The sequence below is a fragment of the Pseudonocardia sp. HH130630-07 genome, assembly GCF_001698125.1.
In the GTDB taxonomy this organism is placed as follows: domain Bacteria; phylum Actinomycetota; class Actinomycetes; order Mycobacteriales; family Pseudonocardiaceae; genus Pseudonocardia.
In genome coordinates this window covers 4,444,470-4,461,497 of record NZ_CP013854.1, presented here as the reverse complement: position 1 = coordinate 4,461,497, position 17,028 = coordinate 4,444,470, and the positions used below count along the sequence as shown (strand labels likewise).

Below are 17,028 nucleotides of genomic sequence, written 5' to 3'. Positions count from 1 at the left end.
ATGCGACTCGACCCGGCACCGGGATCCGGTGCCGGGTCGGGCGGTGGGTCAGCGGCGCAGACCCAGCTTCTCGATCAGGGCCCGGTAACGGGCCACGTCGACAGCGCGCAGGTACTTGAGCAGCCGGCGCCGACGACCGACCAGCAGCAGCAGGCCGCGCCGGCTGTGGTGGTCGTGCTTGTGCTGCTTCAGGTGCTCGGTCAGACCGGTGATCCGCTGGGTCAGCAGCGCCACCTGGGCCTCGGGGGACCCGGTGTCGGTGGCGTGGTTACCGTACTTCTCGAGCGTGGTCTTCTTCTCGGCAGTGGACAGGGCCACGGCTCACTCCTTCGTTCTGAGTCGGTCCGCGGGTCCGTGCCGGTCACGCATCCCACCCGGATCGGGTGGTGGAACGGCAGGTGGACGGTCGCGGCCGCCGCGGACTGCAGCCGGACCCGACCGGAACGGTACCAGCGACGAGATCACCGGCCGTCGTCGACCCACGGCTGGTGGGACCACGTCACCCCAACGGGACCCGGTGCACCGGTGTGTAGCGGCCGCCCGGCTCCGACCCGACCAGCAGGACCTCCGTGGGGGTCCAGTATCGCCCCTCGACCGGAGCGGACCGCCGGTCGGCGGGACGGCCCGGCGCGAGCTCCGGACGGTCGCGGTCACGGCGGCTCCGGCGGGCCAGGGTGAGGTGCGCCCGGAACGCCGACGGGTCCGCCCCGGCCCGGACCGCGAGATCCGCCAGCGCCCCCGGCGGGGCGACCCCGGCCCAGACGACACCCGGGAACGTCCCGGTCCCGGCGAGCCGCAGCCGGGGGGCCGTCGCTCCGGCGAACGCGCGGTCCAGCTCCCGGGCCCTGGTCGCGGCGTCGTCCTCGCCGTGGAAGCACAGGGTGAGGTGCCACGAACCCGGATCGACCGGGCGCCAGGCCCCGTCGGGGTGCCAGGGCGGGTGGGCGTCGACCGCCGCCGCCAGGGCCTCGACGACCTCTCGCGGCGGCCACAGTGCGGTGAACAACCGCATCCGATCCCCTCCCCCGCACCCCGGCGCCCTCCGGACCAGGGTGTCACCCCGGCGTGCGGGGCGGGAGCGCCTGCCGGACCCACCCGCGGCCCGCCGCGCCGAGACGCGGCGCACCGGGCGGGCGCGGCCTCAGCGACGGGCGGCGGCCCGGCGCAGCACCTCGGCGATCTCCGGGAACGACGGCGCCAGCGTGGCGGCCGCGGCCACCAGCCGGGCCGGGGCGGTGACCCCGCGCAACGCGTCGTCGGCGGACGGCGGGGCGGGGCGGGGACGGCGGGCACGGGCTCCGGCCGGGAGGTCGTCCCCGGCCCCCGCACCACAGCGCCCGCACGCCGGCGGGCCCCAGCGCGTCGGCTCCGACCGGATGGCGGCCAGCAGGTTCTCGACCTCGGGCGCCGGGACCGGGCCCGCGGCGAGGCGCCGGTCCAGGGTCGCCATCCGGCCCAGCACCGCCGGGTCGCCGATCTTGACCCGGCGGGCGCCGGAGAGCTGGGACAGCATCGCCGGGCTCAGCCCCAGGGTCGCCGCGAGCCGGGCCTGGGTGATCCCGAGACCGGTGGTCAGCCGGCGGACGCGCTCGCCGAGCGGCTCGCCGTAGATCTCCCGCTGCCGTGCACGGTTCGCCGCCACCTGGTCACCGGCAGGATCGTCCATGTGACGATCCTGCGCCGTCCGGCACGGTCACCGTGGGCGAATGGCGTGGATAGGGGAATTCCACTCATCCCGCGACGTCCGGCGGCGCGCCGCCCGGGACGTCGTCCGGGCCGGTCGCGTCGCCGGTCGCGGTGAGGATCTCCCGGCAGCGCTGCACGTCACGGCCCATCTGCGCGATCAGCGGCTCGATGCCGTCGAAGTGCTCCTGCCCGCGCAGCCGGGCCACGAACTCGACCGCGACCCGGTGGCCGTAGAAGTCCTCGTCGACGTCGAGCGCGTACGCCTCGACCGTGCGGACCCGGCCGGAGAAGGTCGGGTTCGTCCCGACCGAGATCGCGGCCATCAGCCTGCGGTCCCCGATCCGGAACCAGCCCGCGTAGACGCCGTCCGCCGGGATCGCGGTGTACGGGGCGCTGGACACGTTCGCCGTCGGGTAGCCCAGGTCCCGGCCCCGCTTGTGGCCGTGCACGATCACGCCGTCCACCCGGTGCCAGCGGCCGAGCGCGTGCGCGGCGTCGCGCACCGCCCCGGCGTCGATGCACGACCGGATGTAGGTGGAGGAGAACGTGACCTCGACCGGGTCGCTGTCGGCGATCAGGTCGAGCGCCTCGCAGGTGAACCCGAACCGGCGGCCCAGCTCGCCCAGCGCCGCGACGTCGCCGGTGGCCCGGTGGCCGAAGGTGAAGTTGCTCCCGACGACGACGGCCGCCGCGTGCAGCCGGTCCACCAGCACCTCGTGCGCGAACCCGGCGGGTTCCATCCGGGAGAGCTGCTCGGTGAACGGCAGGACGCAGAACACGTCGGCGCCGGTCCGGGCGACCAGGTCCGCCCGCCGGTCGAGGGTCGAGAGCCGGGCGGGGTGGGTGCCGGGCCGGACGACCTCGGCCGGGTGCGGGTCGAACGTCACCACGACGACCGGCAGGCCCCGTTCGCGGCCCAGTTCGACGGCCCGGGAGATGAGCTGCAGGTGCCCGCGGTGCACGCCGTCGAACACCCCGACGGTGACGACACAGCGTCCCCAGCCGGGCGGGACCGACTCCAGACCACGCCAGCGCAGCACGGCGGCGAGCCTACGGCAGCCGGGACGGGACGGGGTGCCCCCGCCCCGGACGGGTGCCGCGCCGGTCAGCCCGCCGGGTCGAGCACGACGACCGGGCGCGCGGACGGGCCACGGTCGGCCATCAGGGCGAGCACGGCCCCGTCCGGGCCGAACACGCCGTAGGTGCCCCCGACCCCGGCCGCGGGCAGCGACCGCCCGGTCCGGACGTCGGTGACGGCGTCGGCGTCGACCTCGACCCGGGGGAACGCGGTGTCGACCGCGGCGGCCAGGTCCAGGGACAGCCCGGGGTCCCCGGCGAGCTGCTCGACGGTCCGCGCGTGCTCCAGGGTGAACGGCCCGACCCGGGTGCGGCGCAGTGCCGTGAGGTGCCCGCCGACGCCCAGCGCCGCGCCGAGGTCGCGGGCCAGCGCCCGGACGTAGGTCCCCGAGGAGCACTCGACGGCGACGTCGAGATCGAGGAACCCGCCGTCGGTCCGCACCTCGCGCAGCTCGAACGCGGACACGGTGACCGGCCGGGCCGGGATCTCGACCGTCTCCCCGTCGCGGACCCGCTGGTAGGCACGCTTCCCGTCGATCTTCACCGCCGACACCGCGCTCGGGACCTGCATGATGTCGCCGGTGAGCACGGCCATCGCCGCCCGGACGCCGGCCTCGTCCGCGGTCACCGGCACCGGCTCGGCGAGCGGTTCGCCCTCGGCGTCGTCGGTGTCGGTGGCCTGCCCGAGCCGGACGGTGGCGGTGTAGGCCTTGGTGTCCAGCGACAGGTGCCCCAGCAGCTTCGTCGCCCGCTCGATCCCCACGACCAGCACGCCGGTCGCCATCGGGTCGAGCGTCCCGGCGTGCCCGACCTTGCGGGTGCCCATGATCCGGCGCAGCTTCCCGACGACGTCGTGGCTGGTCGGTCCACGGTCCTTGTCGACGATCACGAGTCCGGGCGGCGGGGGCGGGGTTCGGGGTGCCACGGCCGCAGACGCTAACGCGCGAGCCGGTACCCGATCCCACGCACCGTCACGACGACGTCGTGCGGCGCCAGCTTGGACCGCAGCGACGCGACGTGTGCCTCCAGCGTGCGGGCCGCGGAGGCGTCCGCGATCCCCCAGACCTGCTCCAGCAGCTCGGTCCGCGGCAGCACCGCGCCCTCCCGCCGGGCCAGCGCCGCGAGCAGGTCGAACTCCTTGCGGGTCACCGCGATCTCGGTGCCGTCCGCGGTGACCGCCCGCCGGTCGAGATCGACGACGACGGCGCCCACCGCCACCGTCGAGGCGACCGCCGCGCCGGTCGAGCGGCGCAGCACCGCGTCGATCCGGGCCAGCAGCTCGTCGGTGGAGACCGGTTTGACGAGGTAGTCGTCGGCCCCGGCGCGCAGGCCCTGCACCCGCGCGGCGACGTCGCCGCGGCCGGTGATGGCGAGGATCGGCACCCGGGACACCGACCGGATCTCCCGGCAGACGCCGATGCCGTCCCGGTCGGGCAGACCCATGTCCAGCAGGACGACGTCCGGCTCGCGCTCGGCGACGGCGCCGAGCGCCGCGGTCCCGCTGCCGACCAGGTCGGTGGGGTACCCGTGCTTGACGAGGGTGCGGCGCAACGCGTCGCCGAGGACGGCGTCGTCCTCGACCAGGAGCACACGCACGGGCGTCACAGTAGTCCGTTTCCTCAAACCTTCCTCAAGAGGAGTACCGCTCCGGTTGGCGCCGGGGGCCGACCTCCGACATCGTTTCGGCACCGAACACGTCGAGGAGGACGGACAATGGCCCAGGCCGCCACCGCTGACGGCTCCGGTGCGGGGACCACCCCCACCCGGCCGCGCAAGCGCTTCTACACCCAGCTCTGGTTCTGGGTCATCATCGGCATCCTCGCCGGTGTCGTCGTCGGGCTGGTCGCGCCCGGCTTCGCCGAGAACCTCAAGTGGCTCGCCGACGCGTTCATCCAGATGATCAAGGTCATCGTCGGGCCGGTCATCTTCTGCACGGTCGTGGTGGGTATCGCCTCGATCGGCAACCTGGCCCGGGCCGGCGGTCTCGCCGTGCGGGCGCTGTTCTACTTCCTGATCGCGACGGCGGTGGCGCTGACCATCGGCCTGATCGCGGCCAACGTCTTCGCCCCCGGTGTGGGCTTCACCGGCGTCCCGTCGCCCGAGGAGCTCGCCAAGGCGAACGAGGACCTCGCCGAGGGCTCCGCCTCCGGCAACGAGGGTGTCGTCGGCTTCCTGCTCGACGACGTGCTGCCGACCAGCTTCCTCGGCCCGTTCGTCGACAACGAGGTGCTGCGCGTCCTGGTGCTGGCGATCCTCACCGCCTGCGCCATCTCCGGCCTCGCCCCGGCGATGCGGGAGCGGATCGTCGGCGGGATCGACTCGATCGCCAAGGTCGTCTTCGGCATCATCAAGCTGATCATGTGGGCGGCGCCGGTCGCGGCCTTCGGCGGCATGGCCTACACGGTCTCCGCGTTCGGCGCGGAGTCGCTGACCAACCTGCTCAAGCTGATGGCCGTCTTCTGGGGCACCTGCCTGTTCTTCATCGTGGTGGTCCTGGGCGGGGTGTCGGCGTTCGCCGGTTTCAACGTCTTCAAGGTCATCCGGCTGATCAAGGACGAGCTGCTCATCATCCTGGGCACCTCGTCCTCGGAGTCGGTGCTGCCGCGGCTGCTCACCAAGCTGGAGGCGGCGGGTGCCTCCCGGCAGACCGTCGGCATGGTCATCCCGACCGGGTACTCGTTCAACCTCGACGGCACCTGCATCTACCTGACCCTGGGTGCGCTGTTCATCGCCCAGGCCGGTGGCGAGACCCTGCCGATCGGGCTGCAGATCGGCCTCGCCCTGCTGATGGTGCTGACGTCGAAGGGTGCCGCCGGCATCACCGGCGCCGGCCTGGTCACGCTGTCCGCGTCGCTGCAGGCCTTCGGCGGGGAGTTCTTCACCGCCGAGGCCATCGCGATCGGCATCGCGGTCATCATCGGCATCGACCGGGTGATGTCCGAGGGCCGGGCGCTGACCAACTGCATCGGCAACGTCGTCGCCACGTTCGTCATCGCCCGCTGGAACGGCGAGCTGGACCGCGAGCGGCTCGCCGCGGTGCTCGACGACCCGTCGCTGGTCGAGGACGCCATGGACGCCGCGCACGGCTCCGGTGCCACCGCCCAGATCGAGGCCGGCACCGACACCGACCCCGGCACCGACAAGGAGAAGGCACCGGTCGCGGCCGGTTCCTGACGGCAGCGCGGCTCCTCCTCGGGCGAAACGGCCGGCGCGCGGTCCCCACTCCCACCCCTGCGGTGGGAAGGTGGGCCCGTGCGCCGGCCGTTCCGTTCCGAGTTCCGCCGGTCCCGCCTGGTCCGGCGGCTGCTCGTGCTGCAGGTCGTGACCGTGCTGCTGACCGTCGGCGGGCTCGCCGCCCTCGGTGTCTACGGCGCGCAGGAGCTGGAGACCGACGCCGCGGCCCGGCTCACCCGGGCCACCGCCCTGAGCGTCGCCTCGGACCCGGAGGTGCTCGGCCCGCTGCGGGCCGGTGGCGACGTCGGCACCCTGTCCGCGGACCTGCAGCCGGTCGCCGAGCGGATCCGCCTGGCGACGAACACCAGCTTCATCGTGGTGATGTCCCCGGACGGCATCCGCTACAGCCACTACAACCCGGACGAGATCGGCTACCCCTACCAGGGCAACATCGCCCCGGCCCTGAACGGGGAGACCTCCACCGAGATCTACACCGGCACCCTCGGCCCGTCGGTGCGCACCGTGACCCCGGTCGCCCTCGACGGGCGGCTGGTCGCCGTCGTCTCGGTCGGTGTGCTGCAGACCCGGGTCAGCGACCTGGCGCTGCGCTGGCTGCCGGGGATCGTCGCCGCGGCGGGCGGGGCGTTGCTGCTGGGCGTCGTGCTCGCCGTCTGGCTGGCCCGCGGGCTGCGCCGGCAGACCCTCGGCCTCGAGCCGGAGGAGATCGCCGGTGCCTACACCCACCACGAGGCGGTCCTGCACGCCGTCGGTGAGGGACTGCTCGTCGTCGACGGCGGCGGCCGCCTGGTCGTGGTCAACGGCGAGGCCCGGCGACTGCTCGACCCGCCCGATCCGCGGACCGGGGTCCCGGACACCGCGGAACCCGGCCGGCCGCTGACCGGGCTGCGCATCGACCCGGCGGTGCTCGCGGTGCTGCTCCGCGGCCTGCGCGAGGACCTGCGGGACGAGGCCGCGCTGGCCGGTGAACGGGTACTGCTGGTCAACAGCCGTCCGGCCGGTCCCGCCGCCGGGGCCGGCACCCGCGTGTTCACCCTGCGCGACCGCACCGAGCTGGCCGGGGCGCTGCGCGAGCGCGACGACGCCCGCGGCAAGGTCGACGCGCTCTCCGGCCAGGCCCACGAGTTCGCGAACCGGTTGCAGACCGTCCTCACGCTGGTCGAGCTGGGCGACACCGCCGACGCCGCCGCGGCCGGGAGCGCGGCGCTGGACCGGACCCGCGGGCCGGGTGCCGCGGTCGTCGCGGAGGTGCTCGACCCGGTGCTGGCCGCGCTGCTCGCGGACAAGGCGTGGCAGGCCGCGGAGCGCGACGTCACGTTCACCGTGCACGACGGCTGCGATCCCGACGTGCTGCCCGGGCTCCGGTTACCGTTCGCCGCGGACGACCTGGTGTCCCTGGCCGGGAACCTGGTCGACAACGCCATTGAGGTCGTGGCGGACCGGCCGGACGACACCGAGCGGGCGGTCGGCGTCGCCGTGCGGACCGAGGACGGCTCGGCCGTCCTGGAGGTCTCCGACAGCGGGCCGGGGGTCCCGGAGGAGGCGGCGCGCGAGCTGTTCACGTTCGGCTTCAGCACCCGCGCGACACCCGGTGGCCGCCCACGCGGGATCGGCCTGGCCCTGGTCGACCGGATCTCCCGCCGGCTCGGCGGGACGGTGGCGGTCGGCCGGCGCCCCGACGGCAGCGGCGCGGTGTTCACCGTGCGGCTGCCGCTCGCGGACCCCACCTCCGCCGCGGACCCCGGCCCCGGCTCACCAGCGGTGCACCAGGGCTCCGGAACGACCTCGACACCGCACTGAGGTACCTGTCGTGCGCCCGGGGGTACTGCGAAGCCCGAGGCCGGGCCCGGCGGGACGGGCAGCGCTCACCCGGCGGCCGGGTCAGGGCCGTACGGCCCCGGTCACCGCCCAGCGTCCCGAGCGCGCCCGCCACCCCACCGCGACCAGCCGGACCAGCATGAACGTGGTCAGCCCCGTCCAGATCCCGGCCAGCCCCCAGTCGAACAGCAGCGACAGCCAGATCAGCGGCAGGAACCCGCCGAGGGCGGCGAGCAGCGTCGTCGTCCGGAGGAAGGCGGCGTCACCGGCGCCGAGGAGCACCCCGTCGACGGCGAACACCACACCGGCCACCGGCTGCAGCGCGGTGAAGAACCACCAGGCGGCGGGGATCGTCGCGAGCACCGCGGCGTCGGTGGTGAACACTCCGGGCAGCACCGGGTACAGCGCGGCGAACACCAGCCCGAAGAGGCAGCCCAGCACCAGCCCGTAGCGGGTGACCCTCGCCGCGACGGCCCGGGCGTGGGCGGCGCCGTCGCCGTCCGGGCCGCCGCCCCCGGCCGCGCCGAGGGCCGACCCGACGAGCGCCTGGGCGGCGATCGCGACGGCGTCGAGCACCAGGGACTGGAAGACCCACAGCTGCAGCACCACCTGGTGCGCGGCGACCGACTCGGCGCCGAAGCGGGCCGCCACCGCCGTCGCGGACAGGAAGCAGGCCTGGAACCCGAGCGACCGGATCACCAGGTCCCGGCCCATCGTCAGCTGGGCACGCAGCACCGCGCCGTCCGGGGCGAACCGGACCGGGGCACCGGCCGGGGCGCGGCGCCGCTCGGCGGCGAGCGCAGCCAGGAACAGCGCCGCCGACACCATCTGCGCGACCACGTTGGCGACCGCCGAGCCCTCCAGGCCCCAGCCCTGCCACCCGCCGGCGCCGTGCACCAGTACCGGGCACAGCGCCGCGGAGAGCCCGTTCCCGGCGAGGACGTAGTACATCGGCCGGCGGGTGTCCTGCACCCCGCGCATCCAGCCGTTCCCGGCCAGGGTGACCAGCACGAACGGCGCGCCGAACAGCGCGATCCGCAACCACGACACCGCGCCCTCGGCGATCTCCCCGCCACCGGCGAGCACCCCGGCGACCGGCGCGGCGACGAGCTGGCCCAGCACGACCACGACGACGCCGACGGCGAGCGCCAGCCAGGTCGCCTGCACGCCCTCGGTGACCGCGGCCGACCGGCGCCCGGCGCCGAAGAACCGCGCCGCCCGCGCCGTCGTCCCGTAGGACAGGAAGGTGAGCTGGGTGGTGACCTGTGCGAACAGCACCGCCGCGACGGCCAGCGAGGCCAGCGCCACCCCGCCCAGCCGCCCGACGACGGCCGTGTCCACCAGCAGGTAGAGCGGTTCGGCGGCCAGCACCGGCAGGGCCGGCACGGCCAGCCGCAGGATGTCCCGCGCCCCACCCGGGGTGCGTTCCGCGGTGGTCACCGCTCAGTGCGCCGGATCGGTCCGCCGGTCGTCCTGCGCGGGGCGTGGGCGGCGGCAGAGGAAGCAGAACGCCGGCGGGACGTTGCGCCACACCGTGCGGGTCATCACGACCTCGTCGAAGGTCTCCTGCAGGGTCGCCTTGAACCGGCGGGCCGAGGGCATCGGCAGCGTGTGCGAGTAGGCGAACGTGGAGAACGAGCCGGTCTCGCCGATCACGTCGACGACCTGGCCGAGGATCTCGCGCTGGGTCTGGCGGTCGAACAGCGACCACGGCAGCCCGGAGATGACCGCGTCGACTCCCTCGATGCCGCGCTCGGCGAGCAGCGTGCCCAGCTTGCGGGCGTCCCCGTTGACGACCTCGACGCCCGGGTGCCGCCCGGTGAGGTACCGGGCCATGCCCGGGTCGAGCTCGACCGCGAGGTGCCGCCCGTCCGGCGCCAGCCTGCGGGCGACCTCGGTCGTCACCGCGCCGGTACCCGGCCCCAGTTCGACCACCACCGGGGCACCGTGACCGGGTGCGACGCGGGCCAGCTTCGCCGACAGCTGCCGTGAGCTCGGCCAGACGGCACCGACCCGGGCGGGGTTGCGGACCCAGGCGCCGAGGAACTCACGCCATCCGCTGGCACCGTCGTGTCCCGGAGCGGGCTCGGAACTCACGCGCAACCTCCTGAGGGGATCGCGGACCACGCTACGTCCCGGAGCCACGTCACACCGGACCGGGTGACGTCGGCCGCCGCCGTCACGGCTCCCGCTCGGCGAGCGCGCCGCGCAGCAGCCCGAGCAGCTCGTCGCGGCTGCCGTCCCGCTCGAACCCGGCGGCACCCGGGTGACCGCCCCCGCCGAGCGCGGTCGCGACCCGGGACAGGTCCGGGTCGCCGCTGCCGCGCAACGACACCGACCAGCTGCCGGGCTCGACCTCGGTGAGCAGGGCCGCGACCCCGTCGCCCGCGGTGGCCAGCAGCTGGCCGACGACGGTGATGACCTGGTCGCGGTACTGCGCCGCCGTCGCCGGGTCGATCGTCGCCCACACCAGCGGCCGGTCCCCGGCCCCGGCGGGCTCCCGGCGGGCCCCCGCCAGTACCCCGGCCTGCGCGGCCAGCCAGCCGAACGGCCGGGTCCCGGACAGCTCCCGCATCAGGCTGCGCGGTTCCGCACCGGCGTCGACGAGCTCGGCGCCGAGCCGCAACGCCGTCGCACCGCCCCAGCGGAAACCGCCGGTGTCGGTGTAGAGCCCGGCGAACAGGGCCCTGGCCAGCACCCGGTCCAGGTCGATCCCGAGCTCGGCGATCACCTCGCGGACCAGCAGCACGGTCGCCGCGGCCGCCGGGTCGACGAGATGGTGCCCGGCGAACGGGACGAACGACGCGTGGTGGTCGATCGCCAGTGACACCCGGGCGGTGTCCAGCCGCCCGGCCAGGTCACCGATCCGGGGGGCGGAGGAGATGTCGCAACACACGAGCACGTCCGGGGCCGCGGGCGCGTCGGCCGCCGCGACCACGAGACCGTCGGGGTCCAGCGCCCGCAACGGCTCCGGGACCGGGTCGGGCCCGCCGAAGGAGACGACGGCCGCGACACCGGACCGGCGCAGGGCGGTGGCCAGCGCGATCGCACTGCCCGCCGCGTCCGCGTCCGGCCGCACGTGCCCGACGACCAGGACCTCGCCCCGGGCGGTGCGCAGCAACGCCGCGGCGCCGGCCGGGTCGACCGCACCGGGCCCGGGGCCCGTGGACTCCGCGTGCTCGGTCGGCGCGCTCACTCCGCCTCGGTCTCCCGCGGAGCCTTGTAGGGGTCGGCCTCCCCCGCCGGCGACGCCGACGCGGCCAGTCGCGCCACCTCGGCGTCGGACTCCCGGGTGCGGGCCAGCAGCTCCTCCATCCGGCGGGCGGAGTCCGGGACCTCGTCGGGGACGAAGGCCAGGCTCGGCGTGTGCCGGACGCCGGTCAGCTGACCGACCCTGGTGCGCAGCACCCCCGCCGCGCTCTGCAGCGCGGCCGCGGCACCGGCGGTGTCGGGCGCGACCTCCAGCGACTCCCCCATCACGGTGTAGAAGACCGTCGCCTCACGCAGGTCCCCGGTGACCCGGGTGTCCGTGATCGTCACCATCGACAGGCGCGGGTCCTTGACCTCGTGCTCGAGTGCCTCCGCGACGATCTGCGAGATGCGCTTGGCGAGCTTGCGTGCGCGGGCCTGGTCGACCATGTCGTGCTCCTTCCACCGTCGTGCTGCGGACGAGTCTAGGCACGGCCCGGACCCGCCGGGGGGTCAGTCCTCCGGCCCGTAGAGCCGCGTCCCGGCGGACAGCAGTTCCAGTTCCGGACGGGCGGCGATCAGCCGCTCGCACCGGTCGAGGAGCTCCGTGACGTGCCCGGCGTCGGCGGCCACGCAGCTCACCCCGATCAACGCCCTGCGGTGCAGGTCCAGGTGCCCGGCCTCGGCCACCGCGACCTCGAACCGGCGCAGTTCGGCCAGCAGCGGGCGCACCACCGACCGCTTCTGTTTCAGCGAGTGGACGTCACCCAGCAGGACGTCGCACTCCAGTGCTCCGACGTACACGACACCTCCTCGGGCGGGCCGCGAACGCCGACGGGGCGGCCGGTGGATCACCGGCCGCCCCGTGGCGTCGAACCATCAGCTCCGCGGCTTCTCCCGCATCTCGAACGTCTCGATGACGTCGCCGACCTTGATGTCGGAGTAGTTGCCGAGCGTCATACCGCACTCGAAGCCCTCACGGACCTCGACCGCGTCGTCCTTGAACCGGCGCAGCGACGAGACCGGCAGGTTCTCCTGGACCACCGTCGAGTCGCGCAGCAGGCGCGCCCTGGCGTTCCGGCGGATCTCCCCGGCCATCACGAGGCAACCGGCGATCGTGCCGAACTTGGAGGACTTGAAGACCTCGCGGACCTCGGCGCGGCCCAGCTCGACCTCCTCGTACTCCGGCTTCAGCATGCCCTTGAGGGCCGCCTCGATCTCCTCGATCGCCTGGTAGATCACCGAGTAGTAGCGGATCTCCACGCCCTCGCGGTTGGCCAGCTCGGTGGCCTTGCCCTCGGCACGGACGTTGAAGCCCATGACGATGACGTTGTCCGCGATGGCGAGGTTGATGTCGCCCTCGGTGATCCCACCGACGCCGCGGTGGATGACCCGCAGGTCGACGTCGTCACCCACGTCCAGCTTCACCAGGGCTTCCTCGAGCGCCTCCACGGTGCCCGAGTTGTCACCCTTGATGATCAGGTTGAGGGTGTTCGTCTCCTTGAGCGCGGCGTCCAGGTCCTCCAGGCTGACGCGCTTGCGACGGCTCGCCAGCTCGGCGTTCCGCTCGCGGGCACGCCGCCGGTCGGCGATCTGACGGGCCACCCGGTCCTCGTCGACGACGAGGAACGTGTCGCCCGCACCCGGCACCGACGTCAGGCCGATGACCTGGACCGGACGCGACGGGAGCGCCTCGGTGACGTCCTTGCCGTGCTCGTCGACCATCCGCCGGACGCGCCCGGAGGCGTCGCCGGCGACGACCGAGTCGCCCACCCGCAGGGTGCCGCGCTGGACCAGCACGGTGGCCACCGGGCCGCGGCCGCGGTCCAGGTGCCCCTCGATGGTGACGCCCTGGGCGTCCATGTCGGGGTTGGCCCGCAGGTCGAGCGCCGCGTCCGCGGTCAGCAGGATCGCCTCGAGCAGCGACTCGATGTTGGTGCCCTGCTTGGCGGAGATGTCGACGAACATGGTGTCGCCGCCGTACTCCTCGGCCACCAGGTTGTACTCGGTGAGCTGCTGACGGATCTTCTGCGGGTTCGCACCCTCGACGTCGATCTTGTTGACCGCGACCACGATCGGCAGGTCCGCCGCCTGGGCGTGGTTGATCGACTCGACGGTCTGCGGCATCACACCGTCGTCCGCCGCCACCACGATGACCGCGATGTCGGTGGACTTCGCACCGCGGGCACGCATGGCGGTGAACGCCTCGTGACCCGGGGTGTCGATGAAGGTGATCTGCCGCTCGACGCCCTCGAGCTCGGCGTCGACCTGGTAGGCACCGATGTGCTGGGTGATGCCGCCGGCCTCGCCCTCACGGACGTTCGCCTTGCGGACCGTGTCCAGCAACCGGGTCTTACCGTGGTCGACGTGACCCATGATGGTCACGACCGGCGGGCGGGCCGCCAGCGCGTCCTCGTCGCCGAGGTCGCCGAACTCGATGTCGAAGGACTCGAGCAGCGCACGGTCCTCCTCCTCCGGCGAGACGACCTGGACCCGGTAGTTCATCTCCTGGCCGAGCAGCTCCAGGACCTCGTCGGAGACCGACGCGGTCGCCGTGACCATCTCGCCGAGGTGGAACAGCACCTGCACCAGCGACGCCGGGTTGGCGTTGATCTTCTCGGCGAAGTCGGTCAGCGACGCGCCACGCGGCAGCCGGATCGTCTCGCCACTGCCCTTGGGCAGGCGGACGCCGCCCACCGAGGGCGCGGCCATGGCGTCGTACTCCTGGCGCTTCTGCCGCTTCGACTTGCGGCCACGACGGGCCGGGCCGCCGGGACGGCCGAACGCGCCCGCGGCACCGCCGCGACCACGACCGCCGCCACCACCACCGGGACGACCACGGAAACCACCACCGGCCGGGGGCGGACCACCGGGACCGCCGCCACCGGGACGGAAACCGCCGCCGCCACCACCGGGACGACCGCCACCGGGACCGCCACGACCGCCGCCGGGGCCACCACGGCCACCGCCGGGGCCACCACGACCGCCGCCACCGGCACCGGGCCGGCCGGCCGCCGGACGCGCGGGCATCATGCCCGGGTTCGGCCGCGGGGGCATGTTGCCCGGGTTCGGGCGCGGACCACCGGCGCCACCGCCCGGACGGGGCGGACGCGGCGGGGCCTCACCGGAGCGGGCCGCAGGCTGCTGCGGCGCTCCGCCACCCTGCTGACCACCCTGCTGCGGCGGGGCGGCCGGGCGCGGGCCGGGCTTCGGCGAACCCTGCCCGACACCGAACGGGTTGTTGCCGACCCGCGGGGCACGCGGACCGGGGCGGGGACCGCGCGGGGCGTCACCGCCGGGCCGCGGGGCTCCGCCACCCTGACCGGCCTGGCCACCGCCCTGACCGCCCTGCTCCGGCTTGGGGCCGGGCTTCGGGGCGGCCGGGCCCGGCTTGGGGCCGGGCCGGGGTGCGGCCGAACCGGGACGCGGCTCGGCGGAGGCCGGCGTGCCGGCTTCCGCCGCCGGGGCCTGCTCGGCGGGCTTGGGCGCCGCCGGGCCGGGCTTCGGGGCGTCCGGACGGGCCGCCGGCTGGGCCGGGGCGGCCGGTGCGGGCGGACCCGGGCGCGGGCCGGGCTTCGGGGCGGGGCCCGCTCCCGGGGTCGGGCCGGGCTTGGGGGCTCCCGGACGCGACGGCGACGGTGCGCCGGAACCGCGGGGGACGCCACCACCGGCACGCGGGCGACCGCCGCCGGGCGCACCGGAACCGCGACGCTGGCCGCTGCCACCGTCGGCGAGGGAGTCGCGCAGCTTGCGCACGACGGGGGCCTCGATAGTCGAGGAGGGAGACTTCACGTACTCCCCGAGGTCCTGCAGCTTGCTGAGGACCTGCTTACTGCTGAGTCCGAGCTCTTTCGCGAGCTCGTGCACGCGGGCCTTGCCTGCCACTGCTCTCCTTGTCCTGACCGGAGGCCGGGCGGCAGCATCCCGCTCGACCTCGAACCTAGTGTCGAAGCACGTTCATGGTGCGATCTTCACTGCTGGCTCATGACTGGTCGACCTTGCTTTCTTCCGATGACGGGACCGGGAGGCTCCCTGTCCCCTGCTGTTCCTGGACCCAGTGCCGGACGGCACCGGTCTCCGGTGCGACCCGGAGGCGCAGCGCCCTGACGAAGGCCGAGCGACGCTCGGCCCGGTCCAGACACCCCGTCCGTGGGTGCAACCAGGCACCCCGGCCGGGGAGGCGACGGCGCGGATCCGGGACTGCTCGACCGTTCTCCGCGACCACTCGCAACAGTGCGTCGGCCCGTTCCCGCGTCCGGCACCCCACACAGGTCCGGATCGGAACCGACCGGGTGTGAACGGGCGACGGACCGCGACCGCGGGCCGTCTGTGAGTGTAGCGCAGCGTCGCGGCCGGGCATTCCCTCGGCCGGTCGCCCCGGGGTCCCTCCGGCTACGACGACGCCCCCACCGGGTCGGGACCGGGACCGACCGGGTCACCCGGGTCGGCGTCGCTCCGGATGTCGATCTTCCAGCCGGTCAGGCGGGCGGCGAGGCGGGCGTTCTGGCCCTCCTTGCCGATGGCCAGGGACAGCTGGAAGTCGGGGACGACGACCCGGGCGACCCGGGCACGCTCGTCCAGGACGGTGACCGAGACCACCTTCGACGGTGACAGCGCGTTGCCGACGAACTCCGCAGGGTCCTCGGACCAGTCGATGATGTCGATCTTCTCGCCGGCCAGCTCGCCCATCACGCCACGGACCCGCGCCCCCATCGGGCCGATGCAGGCGCCCTTGGCGTTGAGCCCGGACCGCGAGGAGCGGACCGCGATCTTGGAGCGGAAGCCCGCCTCCCGCGCCACCGAGACGATCTCGACCGAGCCGTCGACGATCTCCGGGACCTCCAGGGCGAACAGCTTGCGCACCAGGTTGGGGTGCGTGCGCGACAGCGTGATCGACGTGCCCCGCGGGCCGCGGGTCACCCCGACCACGTAGCAGCGGATCCGGTCGCCGTGGCTGTAGACCTCGCCGGGTACCTGCTCGGCGGCGGGCAGCACGGCCTCGGTCCCGCCGGAACCGCCCAGCGCCACCACGACGACGCCGCGGGCGTTGGCCCGGGCGTCGCGCTGCACGACGCCGGCGACGACCTCGCCCTCCTTGGTGGCGAACTCGCCGTAGGTCCGCTCGTGCTCGGCGTCGCGCAGCCGCTGCACGATCACCTGGCGGGCCGTGGTGGCGGCGATCCGGCCGAAGCCCTCCGGGGTGTCGTCGAACTCCGGCCCCGGCGTGCCGTCCTCGGCCGCGTCGGAGGGGTCCCGGGCCAGCACCCGGACGACGCCGGTCCGCCGGTCGACCTCGACCCGGGCCTGGGAGTGGCTGCCGTCGGTGTGCCGGTAGGCGGTGAGCAGCGCGGTCTCGATGGCGTCCAGCACCGTCTCGAACGGGATCTCCTTGTCCCGCTCGATGGCCCGCAGCGCGGGGATGTCGACGTTCACCGGTTCTCCTCGGATCCGCTCGGGTCTGTGCTGCTGGTGCTGCTCGTGGTGGTGCCGTCCGCGGCGGCGCGCTCCGGGTCGAGCAACGCGACCTCGGCGGCCGGCGCCGGCTTGAACTCGACCTGCACCTGGGCGTGGCTGATCTCGGCGTAGGCGAGCTCGCGCGGCTCGGGCTGCTTCTTGCCCGGGATCGCGACCTGCACCCGCTCGGCGCCGGCCCGGCCGATCCGGGCGTGCAGCTCGGCGCCGTCGGTCAGCGAGATCCGGGCCAGCCGCAGGAAGTTCCGACGCCAGTGCCGCGGGGTGGTGAGCGGGCGGTCGGTCCCCGGGGAGGTGACCTCGAGCGTGTAGGAGCCCTCGATGAGGTGCTCGTGCGGGTCGAGCTCGGTGGCCGCGCTGCGGCTCAGCCGGGCGATGTCGTCGAGGTCGATCCCGGTGGCGTCCGAGCTCTCCGGGAGGTCGACGACGAGCTTGACCGCGTGCCGCCGCCCGGCGGTGCGGACCTCCACGGCGTCGATCTCCAGCCCGGCGGCGGTGACCACCGGCTCGAGCACGCCGCGCAGCTGGTCGGCCAGCTGGTCGGGGTCCGGACTGCGCATCGGGTGGCTCTCCTCGTGGTCACGCGGGTGGGGT

17 protein-coding genes are annotated in these 17,028 nt (G+C 74.6%); 2 read left to right on the top strand and 15 right to left on the bottom strand.

Features of this window, described 5'->3' with window-relative positions:
• Positions 1–48: 48 nt before the first annotated feature.
• The 6 genes from rpsO to AFB00_RS21140 form a co-directional block, all read right to left on the bottom strand.
• A complete protein-coding gene (gene rpsO / locus AFB00_RS21165) occupies positions 49–318 on the bottom strand; it encodes a 30S ribosomal protein S15 (protein WP_068798646.1) in 270 nt (89 codons plus the stop codon).
• Positions 319–499: 181 nt separating this feature from the next.
• Positions 500–1,012, bottom strand: a complete 513-nt coding sequence (locus AFB00_RS21160; protein WP_068798645.1) for a 2'-5' RNA ligase family protein — start codon at positions 1,010–1,012, stop codon at positions 500–502.
• 129 nt (positions 1,013–1,141) lie between these two features.
• The gene (locus AFB00_RS21155) at positions 1,142–1,666 is read right to left on the bottom strand and encodes a helix-turn-helix domain-containing protein (RefSeq protein WP_068798644.1); all 525 of its coding nucleotides are present in this window, start codon (positions 1,664–1,666) and stop codon (positions 1,142–1,144) included.
• A gap of 64 nt (positions 1,667–1,730) precedes the next feature.
• On the bottom strand, positions 1,731–2,726 hold the full coding sequence (locus AFB00_RS21150; RefSeq protein ID WP_083275717.1) for a bifunctional riboflavin kinase/FAD synthetase: 996 nt from the start codon (positions 2,724–2,726) through the stop codon (positions 1,731–1,733).
• Between the two features lie 65 nt (positions 2,727–2,791).
• Positions 2,792–3,688: a tRNA pseudouridine(55) synthase TruB gene (gene truB / locus AFB00_RS21145; RefSeq protein WP_068798643.1), complete on the bottom strand. Its 897-nt coding sequence runs from the start codon at positions 3,686–3,688 to the stop codon at positions 2,792–2,794.
• Positions 3,689–3,699: 11 nt separating this feature from the next.
• Complete coding sequence (locus AFB00_RS21140) at positions 3,700–4,359, bottom strand: response regulator transcription factor (protein WP_068798642.1); 660 nt, start codon at positions 4,357–4,359, stop codon at positions 3,700–3,702.
• 117 nt (positions 4,360–4,476) lie between these two features.
• Here AFB00_RS21140 and AFB00_RS21135 point away from each other — a divergent pair, with 117 nt between their 5' ends.
• Together AFB00_RS21135 and AFB00_RS21130 are read left to right on the top strand one after the other, a co-directional pair.
• Complete coding sequence (locus AFB00_RS21135) at positions 4,477–5,937, top strand: cation:dicarboxylate symporter family transporter (RefSeq protein WP_068798641.1); 1,461 nt, start codon at positions 4,477–4,479, stop codon at positions 5,935–5,937.
• A 78-nt stretch (positions 5,938–6,015) separates the two neighbouring features.
• Complete coding sequence (locus AFB00_RS21130; protein WP_068798640.1) at positions 6,016–7,755, top strand: sensor histidine kinase; 1,740 nt, start codon at positions 6,016–6,018, stop codon at positions 7,753–7,755.
• A gap of 81 nt (positions 7,756–7,836) precedes the next feature.
• Here the strand turns inward: AFB00_RS21130 and AFB00_RS21125 are convergent, their stop codons facing one another.
• From AFB00_RS21125 to rimP, 9 genes are all read right to left on the bottom strand, one after another.
• The gene (locus tag AFB00_RS21125; RefSeq protein WP_068798639.1) at positions 7,837–9,213 is read right to left on the bottom strand and encodes an MATE family efflux transporter; all 1,377 of its coding nucleotides are present in this window, start codon (positions 9,211–9,213) and stop codon (positions 7,837–7,839) included.
• Positions 9,214–9,216: 3 nt separating this feature from the next.
• Positions 9,217–9,870: a class I SAM-dependent methyltransferase gene (locus tag AFB00_RS21120; RefSeq protein WP_083275716.1), complete on the bottom strand. Its 654-nt coding sequence runs from the start codon at positions 9,868–9,870 to the stop codon at positions 9,217–9,219.
• 82 nt (positions 9,871–9,952) lie between these two features.
• A complete protein-coding gene (locus tag AFB00_RS21115) occupies positions 9,953–10,969 on the bottom strand; it encodes a DHH family phosphoesterase (RefSeq protein WP_083275715.1) in 1,017 nt (338 codons plus the stop codon).
• Positions 10,966–11,412, bottom strand: a complete 447-nt coding sequence (gene rbfA, locus AFB00_RS21110; RefSeq protein WP_068798638.1) for a 30S ribosome-binding factor RbfA — start codon at positions 11,410–11,412, stop codon at positions 10,966–10,968. The genes AFB00_RS21115 and rbfA overlap by 4 nt, the downstream gene beginning before the upstream one ends.
• Positions 11,413–11,475: 63 nt before the next feature.
• Positions 11,476–11,766, bottom strand: a complete 291-nt coding sequence (locus AFB00_RS21105; protein WP_068798637.1) for a DUF503 domain-containing protein — start codon at positions 11,764–11,766, stop codon at positions 11,476–11,478.
• Between the two features lie 75 nt (positions 11,767–11,841).
• Positions 11,842–14,847: a translation initiation factor IF-2 gene (gene infB / locus AFB00_RS21100; protein WP_068798636.1), complete on the bottom strand. Its 3,006-nt coding sequence runs from the start codon at positions 14,845–14,847 to the stop codon at positions 11,842–11,844.
• 97 nt (positions 14,848–14,944) lie between these two features.
• Complete coding sequence (locus AFB00_RS32220; RefSeq protein WP_083275714.1) at positions 14,945–15,322, bottom strand: YlxR family protein; 378 nt, start codon at positions 15,320–15,322, stop codon at positions 14,945–14,947.
• Positions 15,323–15,354: 32 nt separating this feature from the next.
• Positions 15,355–16,395, bottom strand: a complete 1,041-nt coding sequence (gene nusA, locus AFB00_RS21095) for a transcription termination factor NusA (protein ID WP_068798635.1) — start codon at positions 16,393–16,395, stop codon at positions 15,355–15,357.
• On the bottom strand, positions 16,392–16,994 hold the full coding sequence (gene rimP, locus AFB00_RS21090) for a ribosome maturation factor RimP (RefSeq protein ID WP_068800518.1): 603 nt from the start codon (positions 16,992–16,994) through the stop codon (positions 16,392–16,394). Before rimP ends, nusA begins: the two co-directional genes overlap by 4 nt.
• Positions 16,995–17,028: the final 34 nt, after the last annotated feature.

Excerpts from the sequence above, each read along its gene's own strand:
- AFB00_RS32220 (WP_083275714.1), bottom strand. The coding sequence starts at position 15,322 with ATGCCCGGCCGCGACGCTGCGCTACACTCACAGACGGCCCGCGGTCGC.
- AFB00_RS21135 (WP_068798641.1), top strand. The coding sequence starts at position 4,477 with ATGGCCCAGGCCGCCACCGCTGACGGCTCCGGTGCGGGGACCACCCCC.
- rbfA (WP_068798638.1), bottom strand. The coding sequence starts at position 11,412 with ATGGTCGACCAGGCCCGCGCACGCAAGCTCGCCAAGCGCATCTCGCAG.
- rimP (WP_068800518.1), bottom strand. The coding sequence starts at position 16,994 with ATGCGCAGTCCGGACCCCGACCAGCTGGCCGACCAGCTGCGCGGCGTG.
- AFB00_RS21160 (WP_068798645.1), bottom strand. The coding sequence starts at position 1,012 with ATGCGGTTGTTCACCGCACTGTGGCCGCCGCGAGAGGTCGTCGAGGCC.
- AFB00_RS21155 (WP_068798644.1), bottom strand. The coding sequence starts at position 1,666 with ATGGACGATCCTGCCGGTGACCAGGTGGCGGCGAACCGTGCACGGCAG.